Here is a 19,547-nt window from a genome sequence, read left to right as displayed (position 1 = left end):
GGGCCGGCCAATCCGGCGACCATTCCGCCATCCGCCCTCTCACCTCCTTCGTATCCTAAGTTTATACAAGAGGATACGGTACAGCCGCCCCGCCGTTTCAATCAAATGTAAACCATTTTCAATGAGTGATGGTGCAGGCTAGATCAATATATTCCACTTTTGAGAGCAATATTGTCGGGTACCCGGTCTGTCCCTTACACCATATAATGGAATTGTAATCGCTTGCCAACCTGAGTCTCCGGCACCTCCTATTTCGTGTTGGCTAATGCTGCATTACATCGGAAACCGGTTTCAGCTCATTCTTCTTTCAACTGAGCTGCCGAAGTAACAAGAATGACATGCATGACCCTTCATGAAAGCGCTCTACTCATTCTTGGGACGACAGATCCCTTGTCTCCCACCCGAAAGGAGGTCCCTCGAACACCCGCCTGATCCCATCCCCCAAGACCTTACGGCATCTGCGGCTGGGCCCGCCCCATGTCAGCAGGCATCCTTCTTCCTGTCCGGAAGAAGCATATCCTGCCGGAGGGGCAGATCCCTCTTCCGCCCCCTGCCGCTAACGATCGCGGATTCCTACTTCTACCCAAAGAAAGCTGGTGTACTTCTGATGAAATCCCGTTCAAGATGGCTCCGCCGGTTCAGTGCCGCCGCGCTGGCGCTGGCTCTCGCTCTGCCATCTGCCTCCGCTTCGGCGGAGATTGCCGCATCTCACGTGTACCACAACCACATGCCGAACTTCTGGCCCTATTACGATGTCTCCAAGTATGATTCTACCCCTGTAGGCAGTCCGGTCCGTTACATTTACGACGGCCAGGTGATCGACCTAAAGAAGAACCCGCCGGCCAACTACACCTACTACCTGCCCAGCGGCGCCCCGATGCCCCATGACGATCTCGTCTCCTACTACACGCATCACGCCAAAACCGGTGCCTACCTGGAATGGCCCTGGGATGTGGCCGCCACTCTGCGGGCCAATCATCCTTCCGCCCAGATGCAGGTCACGATGTCCGCTGCCGTCATCAACAACGTGAACAGCTTCATGTACACGAACAACGTGCCGGGCTACAGCAACACGAACTGGGGAGCCCCATGGAAGAACGCCTACAATACGCTCAAGACCCCAAGCGGCAACCGCACGATGGATATGGTGCATTTTACTGGCCATCATACGATGGGACCTCTCGTCGGCAACGACTATATGCTGAAGGACCTCATCTATCATAACGCGACGCTTGCCCAGCCTTACTTCCTCGGAAGCGACTTCAAGTCCTCGAAGGGCTTCTTCCCGACAGAGCTTGGATTCTCCGAGCGCATCATTCCCGTGCTGGAGAAGCTTGGCATCCAGTGGTCGGTCATCGGCAACAACCACTTCTCCCGTACGTTGAGAGACTATCCGCTGCTGAACGACCCGGGCAAGGACACGATGGTCTCCCCGCCAAACCGTGCGGACCTGCAGAATGAGAGCAATGTCGGCTCCTGGGTATCGCAGCAGATGTTCAACGAGCAGCAGGTGACGCATAACAAGTTTCCTTTTGCCTCCACTCCGCATTGGGTGAAGTATGTAAATCCGACCACAGGCAAGGAGTCCAAGATCGTCGGGGTCCCGGTAGCCCAAGCCGAGTCCTGGGAGGAAGGGTATCAGGGCCAGGTGACGGCGAAGGCACTGAAGCCGTTCGAAGGGCTGGTGCCGCAGAAGCAGTTCTTCGTCATCGCGCATGACGGGGACAATTCCTCCGGCCGCGCCGGTGACAAAGGTACCTACCTCAACGCGGGAGCGGTGACGTATTCCGATACCGGGGTCAAAGGCATGGGCATCGACGAATATCTCGCGACGAACAAGCCGGCCGCGTCGGATGTCGTGCACGTGCAGGACGGCTCCTGGATCGATACGCGCGACTCGTCCTCGGACCCGCAGTGGCATCACTGGAAGCTGCCGTTCGGCATCTGGAAGGGCCAGTTCGCCGACTTCAACCGCGTGATGGGCACCAATTATACGCCGAAAAAGAACCTCGCTGGCGTCGAGGAAGGCATGACGGTGTCATTCGAGCACGGCTACCACTACCTCGAGCGCAACTTTGCGCTGCTGCAGGCGGCGGAGAACTACGCCAAGACGGCCGAGCAGATCTGGCTCGACGAGCATCCGAACCACTGGCAGCCGGCCACCGCGCTTGACAAGGAAGTCACCTATGCGGGCAACCAGCTCAACCCGTGGATGATGTCCTATCCGGTGAAGGGCGATGCATCCAAGGATTATGCAGGCGGTGCCAACCCGGCGGAGCTGTCGTGGTATTTCCTCATGCCGGCGATCGATTCGGGCTTCGGCTACTATGACGAGAACCAGGACGATTCCGTGAAGCCGACCGTTTCGTTCAATCAGTCTCTTCACTTCTCGAAGCCGTATGTTACGCCCAAAGCGGACAAGGACCGCACCGGCCCGTCCGTCTGGTGGCCGCAGCGCTGGCCATATAACCCGGGCAGCGCCAACGTGGACAAGTCCGAGGGCTGGACGCTTCATCATTTTGACAATACGTTCGGCATCTACACCTACGCCTATGACCTGAACGGCATCACGGACATCAAGGTCAAGATCCGCAAGCATACGAGCAAGCAGGCGGATGCGGCGGACAACACGTTCCGCGTCTATGACCCGGCGGCGCTGAAGGCACAGGGCGTGGCAGGGATCGACCCGGCCAAGGTCGGCGAGTGGAAGGAATATCCGATGCTGCGCCGCGACCTGAAGCCGGACATGAACGGCGTCGACTGGCAGGCCGGCTCCAAAGCTGTGCTTCAGAAGGTGCCGGCACAGGAGATCGGCGATCTGTACTATTCGTACATCAAGGACCTGCGTGACGAGCTTGTCGACTACTACATTGAAGCGAAGGACAGCAAAGGTAACATTACCCGCAGCGATATTCAGCAGGTATATGTCGGTGCAGGCACATACAAGAATGTTGGCGGCAAAATCATCGAGGACCCGAGCGGCGATATCAAAGGCACGTATCCGTTCCTGACGGACAAGCCGCCGGTGCTCGACACGACGCCTCCAAGCGTACCGTCGGACATCAAAGCCGCTTCCGCCTCCAAGACGTCCATCGAACTGACGTGGACGGCCTCCACGGATGATGTCGGCGTCACGGGCTATGAGATTTACCGGAACGGCACCAAGGTAGGAACCTCTGCGGCGAACCGTTATGTGGACACCGGCCTGGCTGCTCTGACCGCGTACACGTATACCGTGAAAGCCTTTGATGCCAAAGGCAACACGTCCGCTGCCAGCGCGGCAGCCACCTTGTCGACAACCGACCAGGGCAATTCGGCCACGGTCTACTATAAGCCCGGCTACACGACGCCTTACATGCACTACCGTCCGGCGGGCGGCACATGGACGACGTCTCCGGGTACCGTCATGCCGGCCTCCGAGATCGCCGGCTACCACAAGCTGACCGTGGACCTCGGCGCCGCGGCCTCCCTCGAAGCCGTGTTCAACAACGGCAGCGGCACGTGGGACAACAACGGCGGGAAGAATTACATCTTCCCGGCAGGCACGTCCACCTACAGCGGCGGTGTCATCACGTCCGGCCCTCCGCCGGCGGACAGCCAGGCGCCAAGCGTTCCCGCCGGCCTGCAGTCTTCGGCCAAGACGGATACGAGCGTTACGCTCGGCTGGACCGCTTCGACGGACAACGTCAAGGTTACCGGGTACGACGTATACCGCGGCGGCGTGAAGGTCGGCACCACCGCCGGCACGACGTACACGGACAGCGGGCTGACAGCCAACACCGTGTACAGCTACACCGTCAAGGCCTTCGACGCCGCGGGCAACACCTCCACCGCGTCGGCTGCGCTGTCCGTGACCACGAATCCGGCTGCGGGGGCCAGCACGCTGACCTTCAAGGTCACGGTGCCGTCGAATACGCCTGCGGGCGACAGCCTCTACGTCGCCGGATCCTTCAACAGCTGGAATGCGGCCGATCCGGCCTCGAAGCTGGTGAAGCAGGCTGACGGCACGTATACCGTGACGCTGCCAATTGCCGAGGGCACGGCCGTGCAGTACAAAATCACCCGCGGCTCCTGGGAGACCGTGGAGGTAAGCTCCACGGGCACCGACATCGCGAACCGGACCTATACCAAGGGAGCGGGCGCCCAGACCGTCTCGCTCACCGTCGTCCGGTGGAAGGGACTGTAGGCAAGAATTAGGGAACGCAGCCATTGAAGGATCCGGCTGCTTGAATGCTGCGCCGTCCGAAAAAAGAATGGCCCCTTCTAGATTAGCCTGTACAAATGCAAAAAGGACCGCAACCCTCAGCCCCGGGGTGCGGTCCTTCTGCTATTCTTTGGTATTGCAGCTGCCTTCCAAAATGTATTCAGTCGCTTAATCGGTCCACTGCCAATCCGATCCCGAATCGACGGTTCCCGGCTGTGCCGGTGCAGGGGCCGAAGTATCAACCCACATGTCCTGGAACACGGATCCGAGGACAACGAGCGGCTCTAACCGGCTGTACAGGCTGAGCTTGCGCCCGGCGAACGACGGATCGAGCTTGGACAGATCCGCGCTGCCTTCCACCCGCATCGTGTAGAAGCCGTCCTTGGTATTCGGGTGGATCATGAAACCGCGGTAGCCGCGGCCGGTCCAGTCATACGACTTCGTGTTGAGGTTGCTTCCGCCGAAGGCTCCCTTGGCCGGCTCCAGCCAGACCGGTACGGCGAAGATGAACTCCGTGCGCTGTACCTGCAGCCGGTTCCTGCTGTCCTCGATGATCGTCTGGCTCGTAGTGACGGGCTTCGAGGCCTCGATGATGGACTGTACCGTGCCGGACTGCAGCACAAGCTTCTGGCTTGTCTCATTGAGATTGTTCGTGAGATCCCCGTACTTGCCCGGCCCTGTCACCGAGGTGATCAGCTCCTCGTCCTTGGCCCCCGAGAGCTGAAGTCCCGAGCCGCCCTCGATCACGCTGCTGACAAGCTCAGCCATGCGGCGGATGTTATCCGCCTCGCTCGGTCCTTCCAGCACAGCCCTCACTTCGAGGCTGCTCTCCGTGAAGATGCCCTGTCCGGAGCGGATCACCCTCGGGAACGCCTTGAACTGTGCCGACGTGTTCTTCTCTTCCTGAATCAGCTTTGTGTTATAGAAGTCTCTTGGATCGAACTTGCTGTAGACCTTGGCTTCATTGGCCGGTACCAGATCGCTGACATTCTTCACCGATCCATCCGCATCGAAAGTGTTAAAATCCCCCGTGTCTGCAGCATGCAGCGCTCCGGCGGTGTCCTTCGACATGCCGACCTTATACTGCGAGCCGGTGCGCATAGCCGGAAAATCCGTGGCCCATGCCGCCAGGAAGCCCGGCCGTTCCAGCGTTGTACCGCTCTTCCGGATACTTGCCGGCACCGTCAGATCGAAGTGAACGGCATAGTCCCGGTACGCGTTCATGCCGGAGCGGCCGTTCGCCGTCTCGTGACTGAACTCGGTCGGCGTTCCCTTACCCTGGAAGTAGGCGAACTCCGGCTTTGCCTTGCCGTCATGCAGGGCGACAGGCGAGTAGCGGATGGTGATATAATCGAAACGGCCGAAGGTGTCGGTTACGTAAAGGGTCAGCGTATGAGGCCCCGGCGACAGCGCCGGACGGTCCTTCCCGATGCCCTCCATGTATTTGAGCAGCCTGTGTTTTTCCGTTCCCTGGGCCTTGTGGTAGGCTTCCGACTGACGGAACAGATCCAGTTGTTCGCTGTAAGCGAACATTTGCTGCAGCTTCTCTTGGGAGATGACGAGCTCATCCGAGGAGCTGCCCTTCAGCTTGGCTTCCGTGCCCTTCGTGATCACCGCCCCATCCGACGAGGTGAGCTCGTGAATGAACGGCTGCTTTTCCGATGCGAAGGCCGGCAGCACCATCTTGCGCCAGTAGCCGCCCTGCGGATTGGCCGGATTGTCCAAGGAACGCAGGCCCTCAGGCAGCTTCTCTTTGTTCGCCTCATAGTCGAGGATGAGATCCGCCTTGAGGCCGCCCGCAGGAAAGCCGAACGCGGAGGCGGAGATGCGCAGATTGCCCTGCGGGTCCACCGCGAACTTGCTGATCTGCGGCGCGCGGGACTGCTCCACTTCGAACTCCGCCAGATTCTGCGAGTAGTAGGAGCCCATGGACTGCAGTCTGAACGTCTCGGTCACATGGTAGATGGTCTCGCACTCCGTCTCCGTTACGCAGGCTCCCTGTTCCGTGCGGGTAATCTCTGACTCATGGTCCGTCCTGAAGGCCGGGGCGGTCAGTTTGCTCGTCAGCTTGGCGCCCGAGAGCGAAGCCAGCGACGAGAGCTTCAGATACGTCCGGCTTCCGTCATTGACGAAGAAGCTGCGGGGACTGATATCATTGCCCTTGTTGTCTTTCCAAACCGGCTCCGATGGCAGGTCCGATATGCCGCTTACGGTCTTGCCGCCGGTCGACAGCTCCTGAATGAACACCGGGTTGCCGCCATAAGAACGGACGTCTTCCTGGGATTTCAGCTTGTTGAGGTCGCTCACATGATAGAAGCCCTCGTACGGACCGTCCGGTACATCCACCGGGGCCGACAAGGCGATGTAGTCTACGTTATCTTCCTCGTAGGCTTCTGGGAACTTCTCGTCCCGCTGCCCGCTGCTGTTCACCGCATAGGCTTCGACGGTTACTTTCTCCCCGCCGCCCGGCCGCTTCCAGTCGATGCTGACCTTTTCCATTGGATGCTCGCGGGAAAGCTCGATCTCTTTGGAGTTGATGATATCGCCGTTCAGCCTGCGGAACTCTACCTTGATGCGCACCGGCTCCGAATTGTAAGCGCTGAGCTCCACCTCCGTGTGAAGCCGGAGCGGCGAACCTTCGGGCCCCTTGTCATTCGGAGTGAGCGAGGAGCCTCTTAGCGAAATGTTATACCGGCTCTTCAGCGGAGGAATCATGAAGTCGTCGTACCAGTTTACCCCATTACGATGATGGAAAAGCACGATCTGACCGTACGAATACTCCGTAGGACGAGACAGAATCACCGCGTGCTTGTACAGCTTGTCCACGCTCCACCCGAGATCTTCGAGCAGGTTGCTGTCATTGTTGTAGTGGTTTACAGCACCTTTCAGCCACTCTTTAGGTGATGCCTCGAGATGAGAGTCTTGTTGGTCCGATTGACTCCCGGTATCCCATAGCTCACCTTCCATATAGTCGGTTTTCTGAGCTCTCTTAATATTTTTGTTCCAGGGCTCCTCTATCCAATCCCTCTCCTTTAAAGGAGTGTGGCTCTCCGCATCCGGAGGATAATCAAAATTGGGGAACACCGTCAGAGACTCCGTTTGACCCCAATATCGATGCTGGTCGCCCTTTGGTGGATCGTTACCGTCATCAAACGGCGTGCCGTAGACGATAATCTTCTTTCGGGCAGCAAGAGGGTAGTTAATTTCAACACGCCCCTGTCTGCCATTTATAAATCTAGGAATATCAAGGGAATCAAAGTATCGGTCTATTTCTTCCTTCAACCTTCCATTGTCCCTTCTGAAATCCTCAGCCGTATAGCCCCCGTTAATATCCTTATCTTTCATAAAGGACTGGAAGCGTGCTATAAGAGAAGAATTACTTTCTGCTTCCACCCTATTCCCTGCCGGCCAAAGGGGCAGCAGCAGGACAACAATGCAAAACCAAGCTGTCCACCTTTTCATCTGCATTCCCCTCTACTCAACGAATATTTCCATCCGGGTTACAACCAATTCGTTTGGCTTAAGGAGCAATGTTCGCTGGCCTGCATTCACCCGCTGAGCTTTATTCTCACTCATCACGGCACGAAGGGTGCTGCTAAAGTCATTCGGCACTGGAAATCCAAGAGCTTGCACTGCAGCGGCAAACATCTCCACACTGCCCTCTTTCTCTCCGTCAATAAAGTTGAATCGAATAATGGATTTTGTTTTGGGGTCGTACTCTATATTCAATACCATTGCGTGTTTATTCTCCCCGTAGTACACCACAACGAAGCTCGTATCAAAGTGACCGTCATGATTGACTGGACGCACTCCATAGGCGGGAAACTTAGTAATTACTTTGTCATTCAAAGTATACATAATCTGGTTCAATCCCTGCTGGGTAGGCCCCGGAAGCTGGGGCAGCTCACTTACCGGTGAAGGTTCAAAAGGCCGGGTTCGGAAGTAGTTTACATTACTCAGCTTTAGATTCCGGATAAACTGCGCTGCCTCCCCGCGGGTCAATGTATCCTGGCCTTTAAAGGATGCGATGGACATATCACCCTCCACCTTCCCGCTGGCCAGCTTATAGCCAATGAGATACTGGATCGCCTGGTCCCCGCTGTAGTTCTTACCCACAGTCCCGACTACAAATTCCGCCACTCTTTCCCGGGTAATCGGTTTATCACGCTGGGCAAGCTCCTGATATCCCTTCAGGGGGTAGTTCTTGGACTCCGCAAAATAGTAATAAGCATCCGCCCAGTGCTTCGGAGACTGCACCTCGCTGACCTCCGTCTTGAAGGAAGCTACCATCATCTTGACGAACTCCGCTTCCGTGACCTGCGCGTTCGGCTTGAACGTACCGTCCGGATAACCGCTGATCAGCCCTTCCTGCTGCCCCCAGGTGATCGTTTCTTTCGCCCAATGATTCTCGATATCGTTAAAACCCGCCGCCAGCACAGCTGTACCGCCTCCGCCGAAGCCGCCGAAAGCCGAGAACAACAGCGAGGCTGCCAAGGCTGTTTTTAACCGGCCTTTCATTATGTATCCCCCTTAGAATTGTTTAAATAGCTTTATTCTACGATGATTTGCATTCGAGTCATGAGATTCTCATCCGGTTTCAGATAAAGGGTCCACTGTCCTGCCCGCACTCGCTGATCTTTATGCTCCTTTAGCACGGTATGAAGAGTATCAGCGAAATTGTCCGGCACCGGATACCCCAGCGCCTTCACCGACGCAGCTGTCATTTCCACATTTCCTTCTTTTTCGGATTCCAGCAGGTGGAATAAGACAATCGATTTGGTTTTTGGATCATATTCAATCTGCGTTACCAGTATGTTTCGGTTCTTTCCGTCAATCACCGTAACCGTACTAGTATCGAAATGACCGTCATGATTCGCGCTGCGGACACTGTACCCCGGAAACTTGGTCATGACGTGTGTATTCAGCACGTACATGATCTGGTTCAATCCCACCTGGGTCGGGCTTGGCATGAGTGGCAGCCCACTGGCTGGCGAAGGTTCATAAGGCCTGGTTCGGAAATAGTTCACATTGTTGATCTTCAAGTTTCGGATGAATTGGGCCGCTTCCCCACGGGTTAGCGTATCCTGGCCCTTGAAGGAGGCGATAGTCATCTCGCCCTCAACTTTACCTGTTGCCAGCTTAAATCCGATGAGATACTGGATCGCCTGGTCCCCGCTGTAGTTCTTACCGACGGTCCCGACTACAAATTCCGCTACCCGTTCCCGTGTAATCGGCTTATCGCGGTCAGCAAGTTCCTGATAACCCTTCAAGGGATAGTTCTTCGACTCCGCAAAATAGTAATAAGCATCCGCCCAGTGCTTCGGAGATTGCACCTCGCTGACTTCCGTCTTGAACGATGCCACCATCATCTTGACGAATTCGGCCTCCGTGACCTGCGCGTTCGGCTTGAACGTGCCGTCCGGATAACCGCTGATCAAGCCTTCCTGCTGTCCCCAGGTGATCGTTTCTTTTGCCCAATGGTTCTCGATATCATTGAAACCCGCCGCTATCACTGATGTGCTGCCTCCGCCGAAGCCGCCGAAAGCCGAGAACAGCAGTGAAGCCGCCCATGCTGTTTTTAAAACTCGTTTCATATGTATTCCCCTTATGTTCGCCTCGTCACCTATTATGGTGCCGCCGTATCGCTGCCGAAGGTCTTGTACTCAAGATCCGGCACGCCCGGAATCTGCGGCCACTTCTTCGTCTCCACTTCGAAGCCGCCGACCGGAATTTCGCCCTTCACCGTGGTTCCGTCCGGCCTCTTGATCGTCACACTGCCTTGGGTCCAAACGGCCTCCGTCTGGCTGTCCGAGATCTCCTGCTGCCGGAAGTCGCCGGTGAGCTTCTTCACAGTACCGTAATCGGCGGTAGCCGGAGTCGGTTCAAAGAACTCCGATACGTAGGTGATAATGGTCCGGCCATAAACCGAGGATACGACCAGCAGCGACGCAGCCGTCAGTAGGGCCGCCATGCCGATTGCCTTCTTGTTCATACGAATAACCTCCATTTCTTCAGGGTGTTGGTATGGGTGACGGCACGGCAATCGTTCCGGAGCTCACTCCGATTCGGAACTCCGCCAGCTCTACATGGCTCACCGGAAACCGCATCATCGAACGTTCTTCCCATACGGTATCCACGCCCGGGTGCAGATTGAGCGAGGACATCAGGAACCGGCGGTAGCCCAGCCCCACCTCATATGTAGGCACAAGGTCTGCAGAGCTGTCCGATTTCTCGACCTCCGCAGGGAGCTTCAACTGCACGGTAATACGCCCGGAGAGTATCCTGAGCTTGGTATTCTGCAGCCGGTCAGGCCGGGGCGTGATGTTATAGAAGTAATAGGTGCCATCCTCGCCTGACTCCTTCACATAGGCCGAGTCCGGATATTGGGTGGCAATATAGCGGTCGAAAGCATCCCTTGTCCGCTGCTTGACCTCCTCAAGTGTGCCCATTACATTCGAGCCTTCACCCGTACCTAGTGCCGAGAGCATATACTTCAAGCCTTTACTCGATTCCGCTTCCACCTCCGAGTGGAGCAGGAAATACCTCATGAGATCCGTCACGACCAGCAGGGCAAACAGGAGCAGCATCATCTTGATTACGAAGGTTCCGAATCTGACCATGGCGCTACCACTTGTAGTCCGCAATCGTGATGGCCGCCGAGCTTACACTGAAGGGCAGGTACATCACCAGCCGTTTGCCGAAGGCAATCGTCTCGACTTTGTAATTGGTCCGGATCTCCACGCGAATCGGCACGTCACGGTCCAACACACCCACAGGCGCCGTACCGCTTGATTCGGCAGCCGTCACCCGGGCCGCCTTCTCTTCCTTCCAGATCGGCAGCAGCTCCCGCTCCGCCTGGCCCTCGCCCGGACTGTACTCAGCCTTGATGCTCACCTCATCCGGTGAACCTAAGCCGGGAAGCAGATACCCGGCATCGGCCTCCCCCGGTACCAGCGTGGCACTCGAGAGGAAGCCCCGCTCCGTCCGGAATTCGGCGAGCCGCTTGTCCACGTCCTTCCGATCCAGATAGCCGTCATTCATCACTTGAAGCGAGATCTGGTTGGCCATCGCCTTCACATCCATCAGGTAAGGGAAGAAGGTCAGGAAGGAGAACAGGCAGAGAACCCCGAGGATCAGCATGGAGAACCGGACGATCAGCCAGAAAAAATGATGCATGCTTCCTCTCCCACTTCCGATAAAGTATGTAAATTATGCCGTACCAGGACCCATCCAGCCTTTGAACAGGCCCCAAACGTGTGTCCACACCTCGTTAATCCAGCCCTCCATATTGTCATTCAGTACCGCAATCACAACTCCGATAATGAAGATGGCCGCAGCCATTTGCGCAAATTTCACCATAATGAAACCCTCCCGAAAATTGGTTGTCGCAGCTGCTACTGCAGCTGCTTGAAGAATTGAACAAGTCCCGAGCCCTGCATCTGGGCCAGGAAATAAATGATGAGGAGCAGGAAGAACGGCACATACATGAGGCCTAGTACGCCATTGATCCGGCTCTCCAGCTTGAGCAGGTCCTTGTCGACCTGCACCTCCCGCATCTTATCAAGCTCCAGCTTGAAGTTCTCCATAACCGGGGTGTTGTCTTCCCCCCGGAGCCGGCTCTCGATAATCTCCGCATAGCGGATGATATAAGGAAGCGGTAGGCGGTTCTTCCACCGCTGGATGGCCTCGAACTCCCCTACTGACTCGATGTCCTCGAGGAATACCTTCAGCTCCCGCTGAAACGCCGGGTGGCATACCCGCATATGGGATTCGACCACGCGGGACAGCGAGGTGTTGATGTTCTTTTTGTAAGAGTAATAATTGCGCCGGTAGAAGGATGGGAACTTCTTGTAGACGATCTCGTTCATCTGCCGGATCTCGCGGTTGATGGTCTCCACAGGATAGATCCACCCGGCGGCGGCAATCGCCAGCCCGAGAAGTCCAAGGACCGGTGCAAAGGCCCAATAAGAGAACAGCCCCACAAGCAGCGATACACCGGACAGTACGATCTGCTCCTTGCGCACGTCCCGGGCGCTCTTGGCGAGCCCCAGCCGCCGCAGCTTGGCGTTCAGCTCCTGCTCGGCCGTCTCCGACAGGAACACTTCCTTGAGATCCAGCTTCAGGAGCTGGAACACGCTGTCGGGGTCCCAGTCCTTCTTCTTCTCCTGCTTCACCCGGAAGCGGACGGCCTTCTTCTTGGCCACCGGCCGGAAAATCGCCTTCCCGAGCGCAAAACCGAGCCAGCCCAGGGCCAGCGAGCCGATCACCGCAAAAAATAATATCGATGCCACAGGGCATCCCCTTTCTTATCCTTACGCTTCTGCCTTACGCTTCTGCCTTACGCTTCTGCCTTACGCTTCCTCATTACGCTTCTTCCGTGAATTCATCGTCGTTCACCCGTGCGGTAATCTGCACGAGCTGATTGCCGGCGAAGATGACCAGGCAGAAGCAGACGACAACCGAGTTGATGATATGCGCGATACCCGAGCCCTGCATGAACTCGGCGGATACGCCGACGTAGTTGGCATACAGCGCCAGCAGGATGATGATGAGAATCCGCGCCAGCATGTCCTGGTTCTTGCGTTCGAACAGCGCTTCGGACCGGACCTCGAACATCCGGATGAGCTTGTTCATCTCGACGACGTCCATGAATGCTTCGGCATCGCCTTCCCGGGCGTTGTATTCGTAGTTCTTGGCTTTCCTCGCAAATTCGTGGAACCGGGGTCCGAGCTTCTCCGCCAGTTCATCCATCGCACGTTCAACCGCAATCGTGCTGAACTTCCGCTGGTTGATGTACGTCTGGATATGTCCCCGGATCCGGGGATCGGCTGCGGCGATATTTCGCTCGAAAGTCGCCGTGACCCCGCGCCCGATCAGCGGACAGATGATATCCAGGAAGTCCATCACGGCCGTATCCCGTGCCTTGATCCTGGATTTCGAGGAAGTGACGATGGCAGCGAAGACAGCGGCTACCGCCGGCGTGGCGATCAGCACCGCCATCAGCAGGTTCTCGATCGTCCAATAGAGCACGGCGACCAGCACGAACCACAGCACGATGAAGAAGACCGTGAAGTTCTCCACGGTGATCTTGATCTCGTAGGCCTCGATGACACTGCCGAGAATCCGCTGGTACAGCTTCACGACCTTCCGCTGCTTGAGGCCGATCCGCTCCTTCTGTACCCGCTTCCGGTTATTCTCCACCCCCCAAGCGAGCAGCTTAGTGAAGGTCCGGGAGCCCATCTCCTTCGATTTGTTCTGCAGATCGATCTTCCAGTACTTCACGGTGAACAGGAACAGGGAGAGGAGCGCCAGAAGGACAGGGAAAATGTCCCTGCTGAACAGGAACAGCTTCAGCTCGCGAATCACAGCAGGACAGCCTCCTTCTGAGTACCCTCGTAGTAAGTCGCCTCCACCTCCCGGCCTCCTGCCGGAGGCTGGGTCCACTTCGCATACCGGCTGAACGGAATATGCGCATCCTTGAACTTAGCAACGAGCTTGTCGCTGATGGCATTGCGCCGGACGAAGGAGCTCTTCACGACGCCGTCATCGTCGACATGCTCAATCTCGTATTCGTAGATGATGTTGATCAGCGGCTTCATGCCTTCGGAGCCGATCACCTCGGCAATCGAGGTCACCCGCCGTTTGCCTGTCTTCGGGAAGAGCTTCACGCAGACGATCAGGTCGATCGTATCGCAGAGATTGCTCATGACGAGCTCCGGCGGCTCGTTCGGCGACACCATCAGGTAGGTCGTCAGGTACCGCTGCAGCGCCTTGTCCGCCGCATCGGCGTGGAAGGTGGCGAACGTCTGGTGACCGGTCTGGGCCGCGACCAGCATCGTCTTGAACTCCTCCGGCGTACGGATCTCCCCCGCCCCAAGGTACTTCGGCGTCTGGCGAAGCGCATTGGTCAGCAGGTTGTTCATCGTCGGCCAGTTCGGGTTCTTCTCATTCTCCGGATCGGGATTCTTCGCGACGAGCTGCAGGAAGTCGTTGACCGTCTGCCCCGTCCGTTCATCTCTCTGCTCGAAGCGGATCTCCGTCGGATTCTCGACGATGATCGTCCGGTCCGACGGGTTCATTTTCTTCAGGATCGCCTCGTTCAGTGCGGTCTTGCCGGAGCCCGTGGGCCCGACAGTCCACCAATTCACGTAGATCTGCGGCATGAACTGCAGGAAGTTCAGCATGTCCTGTGTCATTACGCCATTCTCGAGGAAATCCTCATCACGGAACGTATTCTCCCGGAATTTCCGGATGACCACACCGTACTCTCCCAGATGGGAGATCTCGCCGTGGATGGCGTTGATCCGCCAGCCTTCCTCAAGCGTCCGGGCGTTCTTGAACGGCTCGTTCTCCGTGATCCGCACTTCGCCGAGCAGACGCTCGATGACCCTGCGGGCATCTTCGGGACTCGAGAAGGCCTTGTCGTACCGCTTCGTCATCCCGCCCGCCTCATAGAAGATCCGGTCATAGCCATTGATACGGATTTCGTTGACCGCCGGATCTTCCATGAGCTCCGAGATGATGCCGTAGTGGATCATCTCGTCCTTCAGCGCCTTGCGCAGCTGGTCCGGGTTCTCGTAGCCTTCGACCTTCACTTCGAGGTCGTTGACGAACCGGTCGATGTTATCCCGGGTCCTCTGCTTCGCTTTGAGTGCGCTCAGGTTCATCTCCCGGTTCAGACGGTGCAGGTAGCGGCTGCACTGTTCGACGATCTTCGTGAACGAAATCTCTTCCTTGGTATAAAGGGAAGCCCGCCCGTACCTCGCCCGGCGCTGCTTCAGCTTCTCCGGTGTCAGCATCAGCCCTCACCTCCGCTGCTTCCTGTCTTGTGGTTGCTCAGCAGGTAGTCCACCATATGATAGAACTCCTTGCCGTAGGCACGGGACATTTTGCCCGAATCGATGATCAGCTCCCCGGCGGCCTTCAGTTCGTCCATATCGTCAATGTGGGGAAGGGAGCAGACGTAGTTGCAGTTGAACTCCTTCTTGATCTTGTCGAGCTCGTACGCCCGCTTCGTCCGCTTGTTGATCACCACGTTCTTCACCATGTTGACGCAGTCGCTGTGGCTGTCGAGGAACTCGAGCATCTGCACCGTCTTGTAGCCGCAGTCGTTCTGCTCGTCCCAGACGATGATGGACTTGTCCATCCGTTCGAGAATCTCAATGAACCACTCGCTCATCGGCAGGAACGGAATGTCCGCGATGACGAAGTCGAACGTCTCCGAGACGTACTCCATCAGCCGGCCGAGATTGTCCTCGTTCGCCTGCAGGATTTTGTCCACGCGGTCCTTCGGGGAGGTGGAGATCAGCCACAGGTTCTCATGGCCGGGCACCCGGATATTGAGCTCCTTCTCTTCGATCTTGTTCGCAAAATACATGCTGAGCGACTGATTCTCCGGCACTTCCAGCCCGTCGAAGAAATAGAACAGGTTCGGCTGGTGGAAGTTCGCGTCGAGCAGCAGCACCTTCTTCTCCTGCTTGGAGAGCAATGAGGCCGTATTGGCGGCCAGCGTCGAAGTCCCGGCCCCGTTGAGCAGGGAGACGAACCCGAAGTTCGAGCAGAAGTAGCTTTCGCTTTGAATTTTCTCGACGTTGTATTCGATGATCTTCTTGGTGCGGTTCAGAAAATCCATTGTATTCTATGCCCCCTATGGCTGAGCTGCCCCGTCCGCCTGCGGCGCCGGTGCTGCCGTGCCGCCCTGCAGCTGCGAGAGCAGCGACCCGATCTTGTTGCTGTTCTCCACGTTCTCATCGCGGGTGAGAATATCCGCCTTGATCTGGATCTTCCCGTTGCCGAGGAACTTCTGCAGGGCTTCGGCCTCCTCGTTCGTAAGCACCAGTCCCATGAATTTGGGCGTAAGGCTGTCCTGGAATTCCTTGCGCTTCATGAGCGCCTCCTGCTGCTCCCGGGAGAGCATCTGCGCATCCTCGAGGTACCCGAGCACGGATTCCTCCTCGGCGTTGAGCAGGTCGGTGACCTTGATTTTTTTGAAAATGACGTCGACATCCGCCAGCTTGTTCAGCTGCCCTGTGGCCGGGTCCGTCCCCTGGTAGACCGCGTACAGCTTCACGTAATCGCCGGGCAGAAGCACCCGCCCCCCGCTGTACCGGGAGTCGTACGGAATTGTCACGAACTCCTGATTCTCCTTCATGTCCTTGAGATACTTCAGTCGCTCCTTCTTCTTGTCCGTGAACCAGGTCTTCTGGAGCGTAACGCCCTTCGGTATGTAAATGCCCGTATACTTGCCCTCGATCAGACTTGCCGCCTGATCATAAGGCACCATGGTCTTGCTGTCGTAGTCCCGCTCGGCGAGGGTGCGCTTCTGGATCATGTCCTTCTTGATCAGCGTCCCGCTCCCGACGTCCTCCCTGAATTCGGCTACGGCAACATCCCGCTTGTATTTCGAGGTGTTGTTCAGAATCATGACCAGGGAGGCCAGGAACACCCCGAGCGCGAGCAAGTACACGCCGATGGATTTGAGCTTGTTGACTAGCACCCGTGTATCGCTGCTGCCCCTTTTAAACACGCTATGACGCCTTCCTTCCTTGACTCACACGATTAACTTGCAACTGATGTATCACGCTGGGCCCGCATTCGGCTACATATTCTCGATGATCTGGAGAAAAGGCTCCCGCAGCTCACCGAGGCTCAGCATCCGTCCGGTGCTGTATTGGCCCGCATAACCCGGCGTGTAGGGAATCGCCCCGACCACCTTGAGGTTCCACGGATCACCCTGCCGCCGGATCAGCTTCTCGGCCAGCGCTCCGGTGAGCTCCCTGCGGTCCAGCAGGCTCTCCTTCTCGTAGCGGGTGAGCACGATCGAGCCCTTGGCGAGGTAATTGGTGAACGCCAGCTCATTGGTCTTGTACAGCGAACCGAGCTCCACGAAAAGCAGGTTGGACAGCGCCAGCTCCGAATTGTGCGAGGTGAACAGCACGTAGTCGGAGTAGATCGACAGGTCTTCCGCGATCTTCATCGTCTCGGCCGGCAGGTCAATGACGACCCAGTCGACCAGCGTCTTGACGTAGTTCACTGCCGCATAGAAGCGCCGGTCCTGCAGCAGCTCCTCCCTCGGCTTCTCCCCGATCGTCCTCTCGAACCGGCGGTCGCCGTAGAGCTCGAGCACATAAGGCTCGGTCATCGTGACGAAGGAGAGCTGCTCGTGCTCCACGAACATGACATCCTCGAACAGCCTTGGGTTGTTCAGCAGCGCATAGAGCCCGAAGCTCTGCCGCTCGTCGGTCTGCCGCTTCACCGTGTCCGGGAAGAGGTAGGAGACCCCTTTGCGCTTATAGTCAAAATCAAGCAGAGCCACCGTGCCGTAGCCGGACAGCAGATGGGCCAGATTCACGGCCGTCGAGGTGACGCCGCTGCCCCGGTCGCCGGTAACGAGAATGCTGCCGTGCTTCGGCAGTTTGACCTTCTTCTCCCGGCTCCACAGGAACGACTTGCCCGAAAGGCGTTCCTTCTCCGGTGCCGCCTGGGGGCCCCGGCCCCGCTCATCCGCGTCGAACCGGATGCTGAGCTTGTCCTTCAGGCCCCAGAGGCCGCCCCGCTTGGTCTCCTTCGGAGGTTCCGGCGGAGCCTCAGGCTCCCGGGGCTGCTCAGGCAAAGGCTCCCTGCGGGTGCGTTCGGCTTCCGGGGCCGCCTGCGGCTGTGCCGCCCGGGAGAGCTCCCGCTCCTCCGGTGCGCCCCAGCGGCCGGAGGACGGCTGCACCTGGGCTGCATCCGGCGCCTGCGGACCGGAACGGGCGGCCGCCTGCCCCTCCGGCGGCCTGCCGGCGTCAGGCGGCTGCGGGTCTGCCGTGCGCATTGGCGTATCGGCCAACGGCTGACGCCGCCCCGCCTCCGCCGGCCGGCCTAAGCCGCCGCCGGCTGCCTGCGGCGGTCCGCTGAAACGGGGATGCCGTATGCCGTCCCGGTCATATTCACCCGACAGCAGACGCACAAGCTGACCGCCGTCCATGCCGGGAAGGAAGACCGCGCAGGCATTGTCATAGGCCAGCAGCTCGTCCAGCTCGATGAACTGCTCATACAAGCTCATCCGGCTGATGACCAGATACAGAGCCGGCCGGCTGCTGCCGGTCCCGCCCGACTGCAGCAGAGTCTGCTGCAGCCGTTCGGCTTCCTTCCGGCCTTGATCGGACGAGGCATGCAGCACGATCAAACGGCAGGAACGGAGCGGCCCTCTCCCTTGCTCGATATCCGAGAGAAATGCCCCCAGTTCCGGATACACCGCAGCCTTCCCCAGGTTATGGGCCTCAAGGCGGGTCTGAAGCCCTTCATCCGGCTCCCCGCCGATGATAATCATCTCTTCCATTGGCTGTTCCTCCTGCCTGACGGGCTCCATACGGGCTGCAGGCTCCTTGTGAATCCGGTTGAGCAGCAGGTACCAGGCTTTGAAGCCCGGCGCCTCCTCTTCCCGGCTGCTGTGCCATACCCGGCTCCACAGCGCTGCGGCTTCTTCCCCCCACAGGGCCCGGACCGCATCTTCGAGCAGTTCGGCACGGCGGCAGGGCGTTCCGATCTCCACGGGGTCAAAGTAGCTGTCCCCATAGGCTTCCCTCCGCACGGAGGGGTCGGCCCATGCCAGCATCTCGGCCAGCAGGACGCCGCCCGCGAACCGGTCCGCCTCCGGGGACCAGGCCCCCGTCTGCTGCGCTCCGCTCCTGGCATAGCCCGGTGTCCCCTGCGGCAGCACCTCCGGCCGGGCCGCGTCGGGGTGGTACATTGTATCCACGTCGATCAGCTCGACGGGATATCCGCTGCGGGAAGGCGCTGTGCCCAGGAGAGCCGGAAGCAGTAAATTCGCGGAGGAGAGATCCCCGTGAGCCATCCCGCTGCGTTCGAGATCGAAGAGAATCTTCGAGAGCGCGAGCGCCAGCTGGAGGCATGTCTCCTGCGCGAGCTCCTGCCTGTCCAGCAGCACATCCGTCCACGTCGGGCCGTCGATCCAGGGCATGAGCACGGCGTAGTCCAGTCCCGGTTGTCCCGGCGGGCCTTCTGAGTCGCCCGGCACCCATACGGTTCTGCCGCAGACCGACAGCCCCGGCATGGAGGCGTAAGGTGCCAGCCGGTGGGCCTGTTCTGCGATGAACGGCTGCCGGAACCGCGGGCGGAATACTTTCAGCGCCCGGGACGGCCCGCCTTCCGGATCATCGAGCCGGTAGACCGTGCCCTGCCGGCCTTCCTGCCCGTACGGCAGACCGGGAGCGGCCGGATGCTCCGCAATGATATACCGGCTATGGGCTGTACGAAGCTCTTCTCCCGCTTCGGGTTGAAACGACAAGGAAATCCCTTCCTTTGTAATGATCTATGTATTCCTGCAACGCGATGAATCGCG

Annotated in this window: 14 protein-coding genes; 1 reads left to right on the top strand and 13 read right to left on the bottom strand. The window is 58.2% G+C overall.

Annotated elements, in window-relative coordinates; genetic code table 11:
- Positions 1–607 precede the first annotated feature (607 nt).
- Positions 608–4,186 carry a carbohydrate binding domain-containing protein gene (locus PM3016_RS40640; RefSeq protein ID WP_014368255.1) on the top strand — a complete coding sequence of 1,193 codons (3,579 nt, stop codon included), beginning with the start codon at positions 608–610 and terminating at the stop codon, positions 4,184–4,186.
- A gap of 186 nt (positions 4,187–4,372) precedes the next feature.
- Here the strand turns inward: PM3016_RS40640 and PM3016_RS01940 are convergent, their stop codons facing one another.
- The 13 genes from PM3016_RS01940 to PM3016_RS01885 form a co-directional block, all read right to left on the bottom strand.
- Positions 4,373–7,666 (bottom strand): Athe_2463 domain-containing protein, encoded by a 3,294-nt coding sequence (locus tag PM3016_RS01940; protein ID WP_014368254.1) that lies wholly within the window; start codon positions 7,664–7,666, stop codon positions 4,373–4,375.
- 12 nt (positions 7,667–7,678) lie between these two features.
- Positions 7,679–8,722 carry an S-layer homology domain-containing protein gene (locus PM3016_RS01935; RefSeq protein WP_014368253.1) on the bottom strand — a complete coding sequence of 348 codons (1,044 nt, stop codon included), beginning with the start codon at positions 8,720–8,722 and terminating at the stop codon, positions 7,679–7,681.
- A gap of 32 nt (positions 8,723–8,754) precedes the next feature.
- Positions 8,755–9,798 (bottom strand): S-layer homology domain-containing protein, encoded by a 1,044-nt coding sequence (locus PM3016_RS01930; protein ID WP_014368252.1) that lies wholly within the window; start codon positions 9,796–9,798, stop codon positions 8,755–8,757.
- Between the two features lie 32 nt (positions 9,799–9,830).
- Complete coding sequence (locus tag PM3016_RS01925) at positions 9,831–10,196, bottom strand: hypothetical protein (protein WP_014368251.1); 366 nt, start codon at positions 10,194–10,196, stop codon at positions 9,831–9,833.
- A 19-nt stretch (positions 10,197–10,215) separates the two neighbouring features.
- Positions 10,216–10,824, bottom strand: a complete 609-nt coding sequence (locus tag PM3016_RS01920; RefSeq protein WP_041619014.1) for a hypothetical protein — start codon at positions 10,822–10,824, stop codon at positions 10,216–10,218.
- A gap of 4 nt (positions 10,825–10,828) precedes the next feature.
- Positions 10,829–11,380, bottom strand: a complete 552-nt coding sequence (locus tag PM3016_RS01915; RefSeq protein WP_014368249.1) for a hypothetical protein — start codon at positions 11,378–11,380, stop codon at positions 10,829–10,831.
- A gap of 33 nt (positions 11,381–11,413) precedes the next feature.
- Positions 11,414–11,563, bottom strand: a complete 150-nt coding sequence (locus PM3016_RS38375; protein WP_013914201.1) for a hypothetical protein — start codon at positions 11,561–11,563, stop codon at positions 11,414–11,416.
- A gap of 35 nt (positions 11,564–11,598) precedes the next feature.
- Positions 11,599–12,495 (bottom strand): hypothetical protein, encoded by an 897-nt coding sequence (locus PM3016_RS01910; RefSeq protein ID WP_014368248.1) that lies wholly within the window; start codon positions 12,493–12,495, stop codon positions 11,599–11,601.
- Positions 12,496–12,568: 73 nt separating this feature from the next.
- Positions 12,569–13,570: a hypothetical protein gene (locus PM3016_RS01905; RefSeq protein WP_014368247.1), complete on the bottom strand. Its 1,002-nt coding sequence runs from the start codon at positions 13,568–13,570 to the stop codon at positions 12,569–12,571.
- A complete protein-coding gene (locus tag PM3016_RS01900) occupies positions 13,567–15,003 on the bottom strand; it encodes an ATPase, T2SS/T4P/T4SS family (RefSeq protein WP_014368246.1) in 1,437 nt (478 codons plus the stop codon). Before PM3016_RS01900 ends, PM3016_RS01905 begins: the two co-directional genes overlap by 4 nt.
- The gene (locus tag PM3016_RS01895) at positions 15,003–15,836 is read right to left on the bottom strand and encodes an AAA family ATPase (RefSeq protein ID WP_013914197.1); all 834 of its coding nucleotides are present in this window, start codon (positions 15,834–15,836) and stop codon (positions 15,003–15,005) included. Before PM3016_RS01895 ends, PM3016_RS01900 begins: the two co-directional genes overlap by 1 nt.
- Before the next feature lie 15 nt (positions 15,837–15,851).
- Complete coding sequence (locus tag PM3016_RS01890; protein WP_014368245.1) at positions 15,852–16,730, bottom strand: CpaB family protein; 879 nt, start codon at positions 16,728–16,730, stop codon at positions 15,852–15,854.
- Positions 16,731–16,802: 72 nt separating this feature from the next.
- The gene (locus PM3016_RS01885; RefSeq protein WP_014368244.1) at positions 16,803–19,493 is read right to left on the bottom strand and encodes a hypothetical protein; all 2,691 of its coding nucleotides are present in this window, start codon (positions 19,491–19,493) and stop codon (positions 16,803–16,805) included.
- Positions 19,494–19,547 lie beyond the last annotated feature (54 nt).

Origin of the sequence: Paenibacillus mucilaginosus 3016, from assembly GCF_000250655.1 — a bacterium.
In the GTDB taxonomy this organism is placed as follows: domain Bacteria; phylum Bacillota; class Bacilli; order Paenibacillales; family NBRC-103111; genus Paenibacillus_G; species Paenibacillus_G mucilaginosus.
Note: the sequence above shows the minus strand (reverse complement) of the source record. Positions and strands in the feature narration are given on the sequence as shown.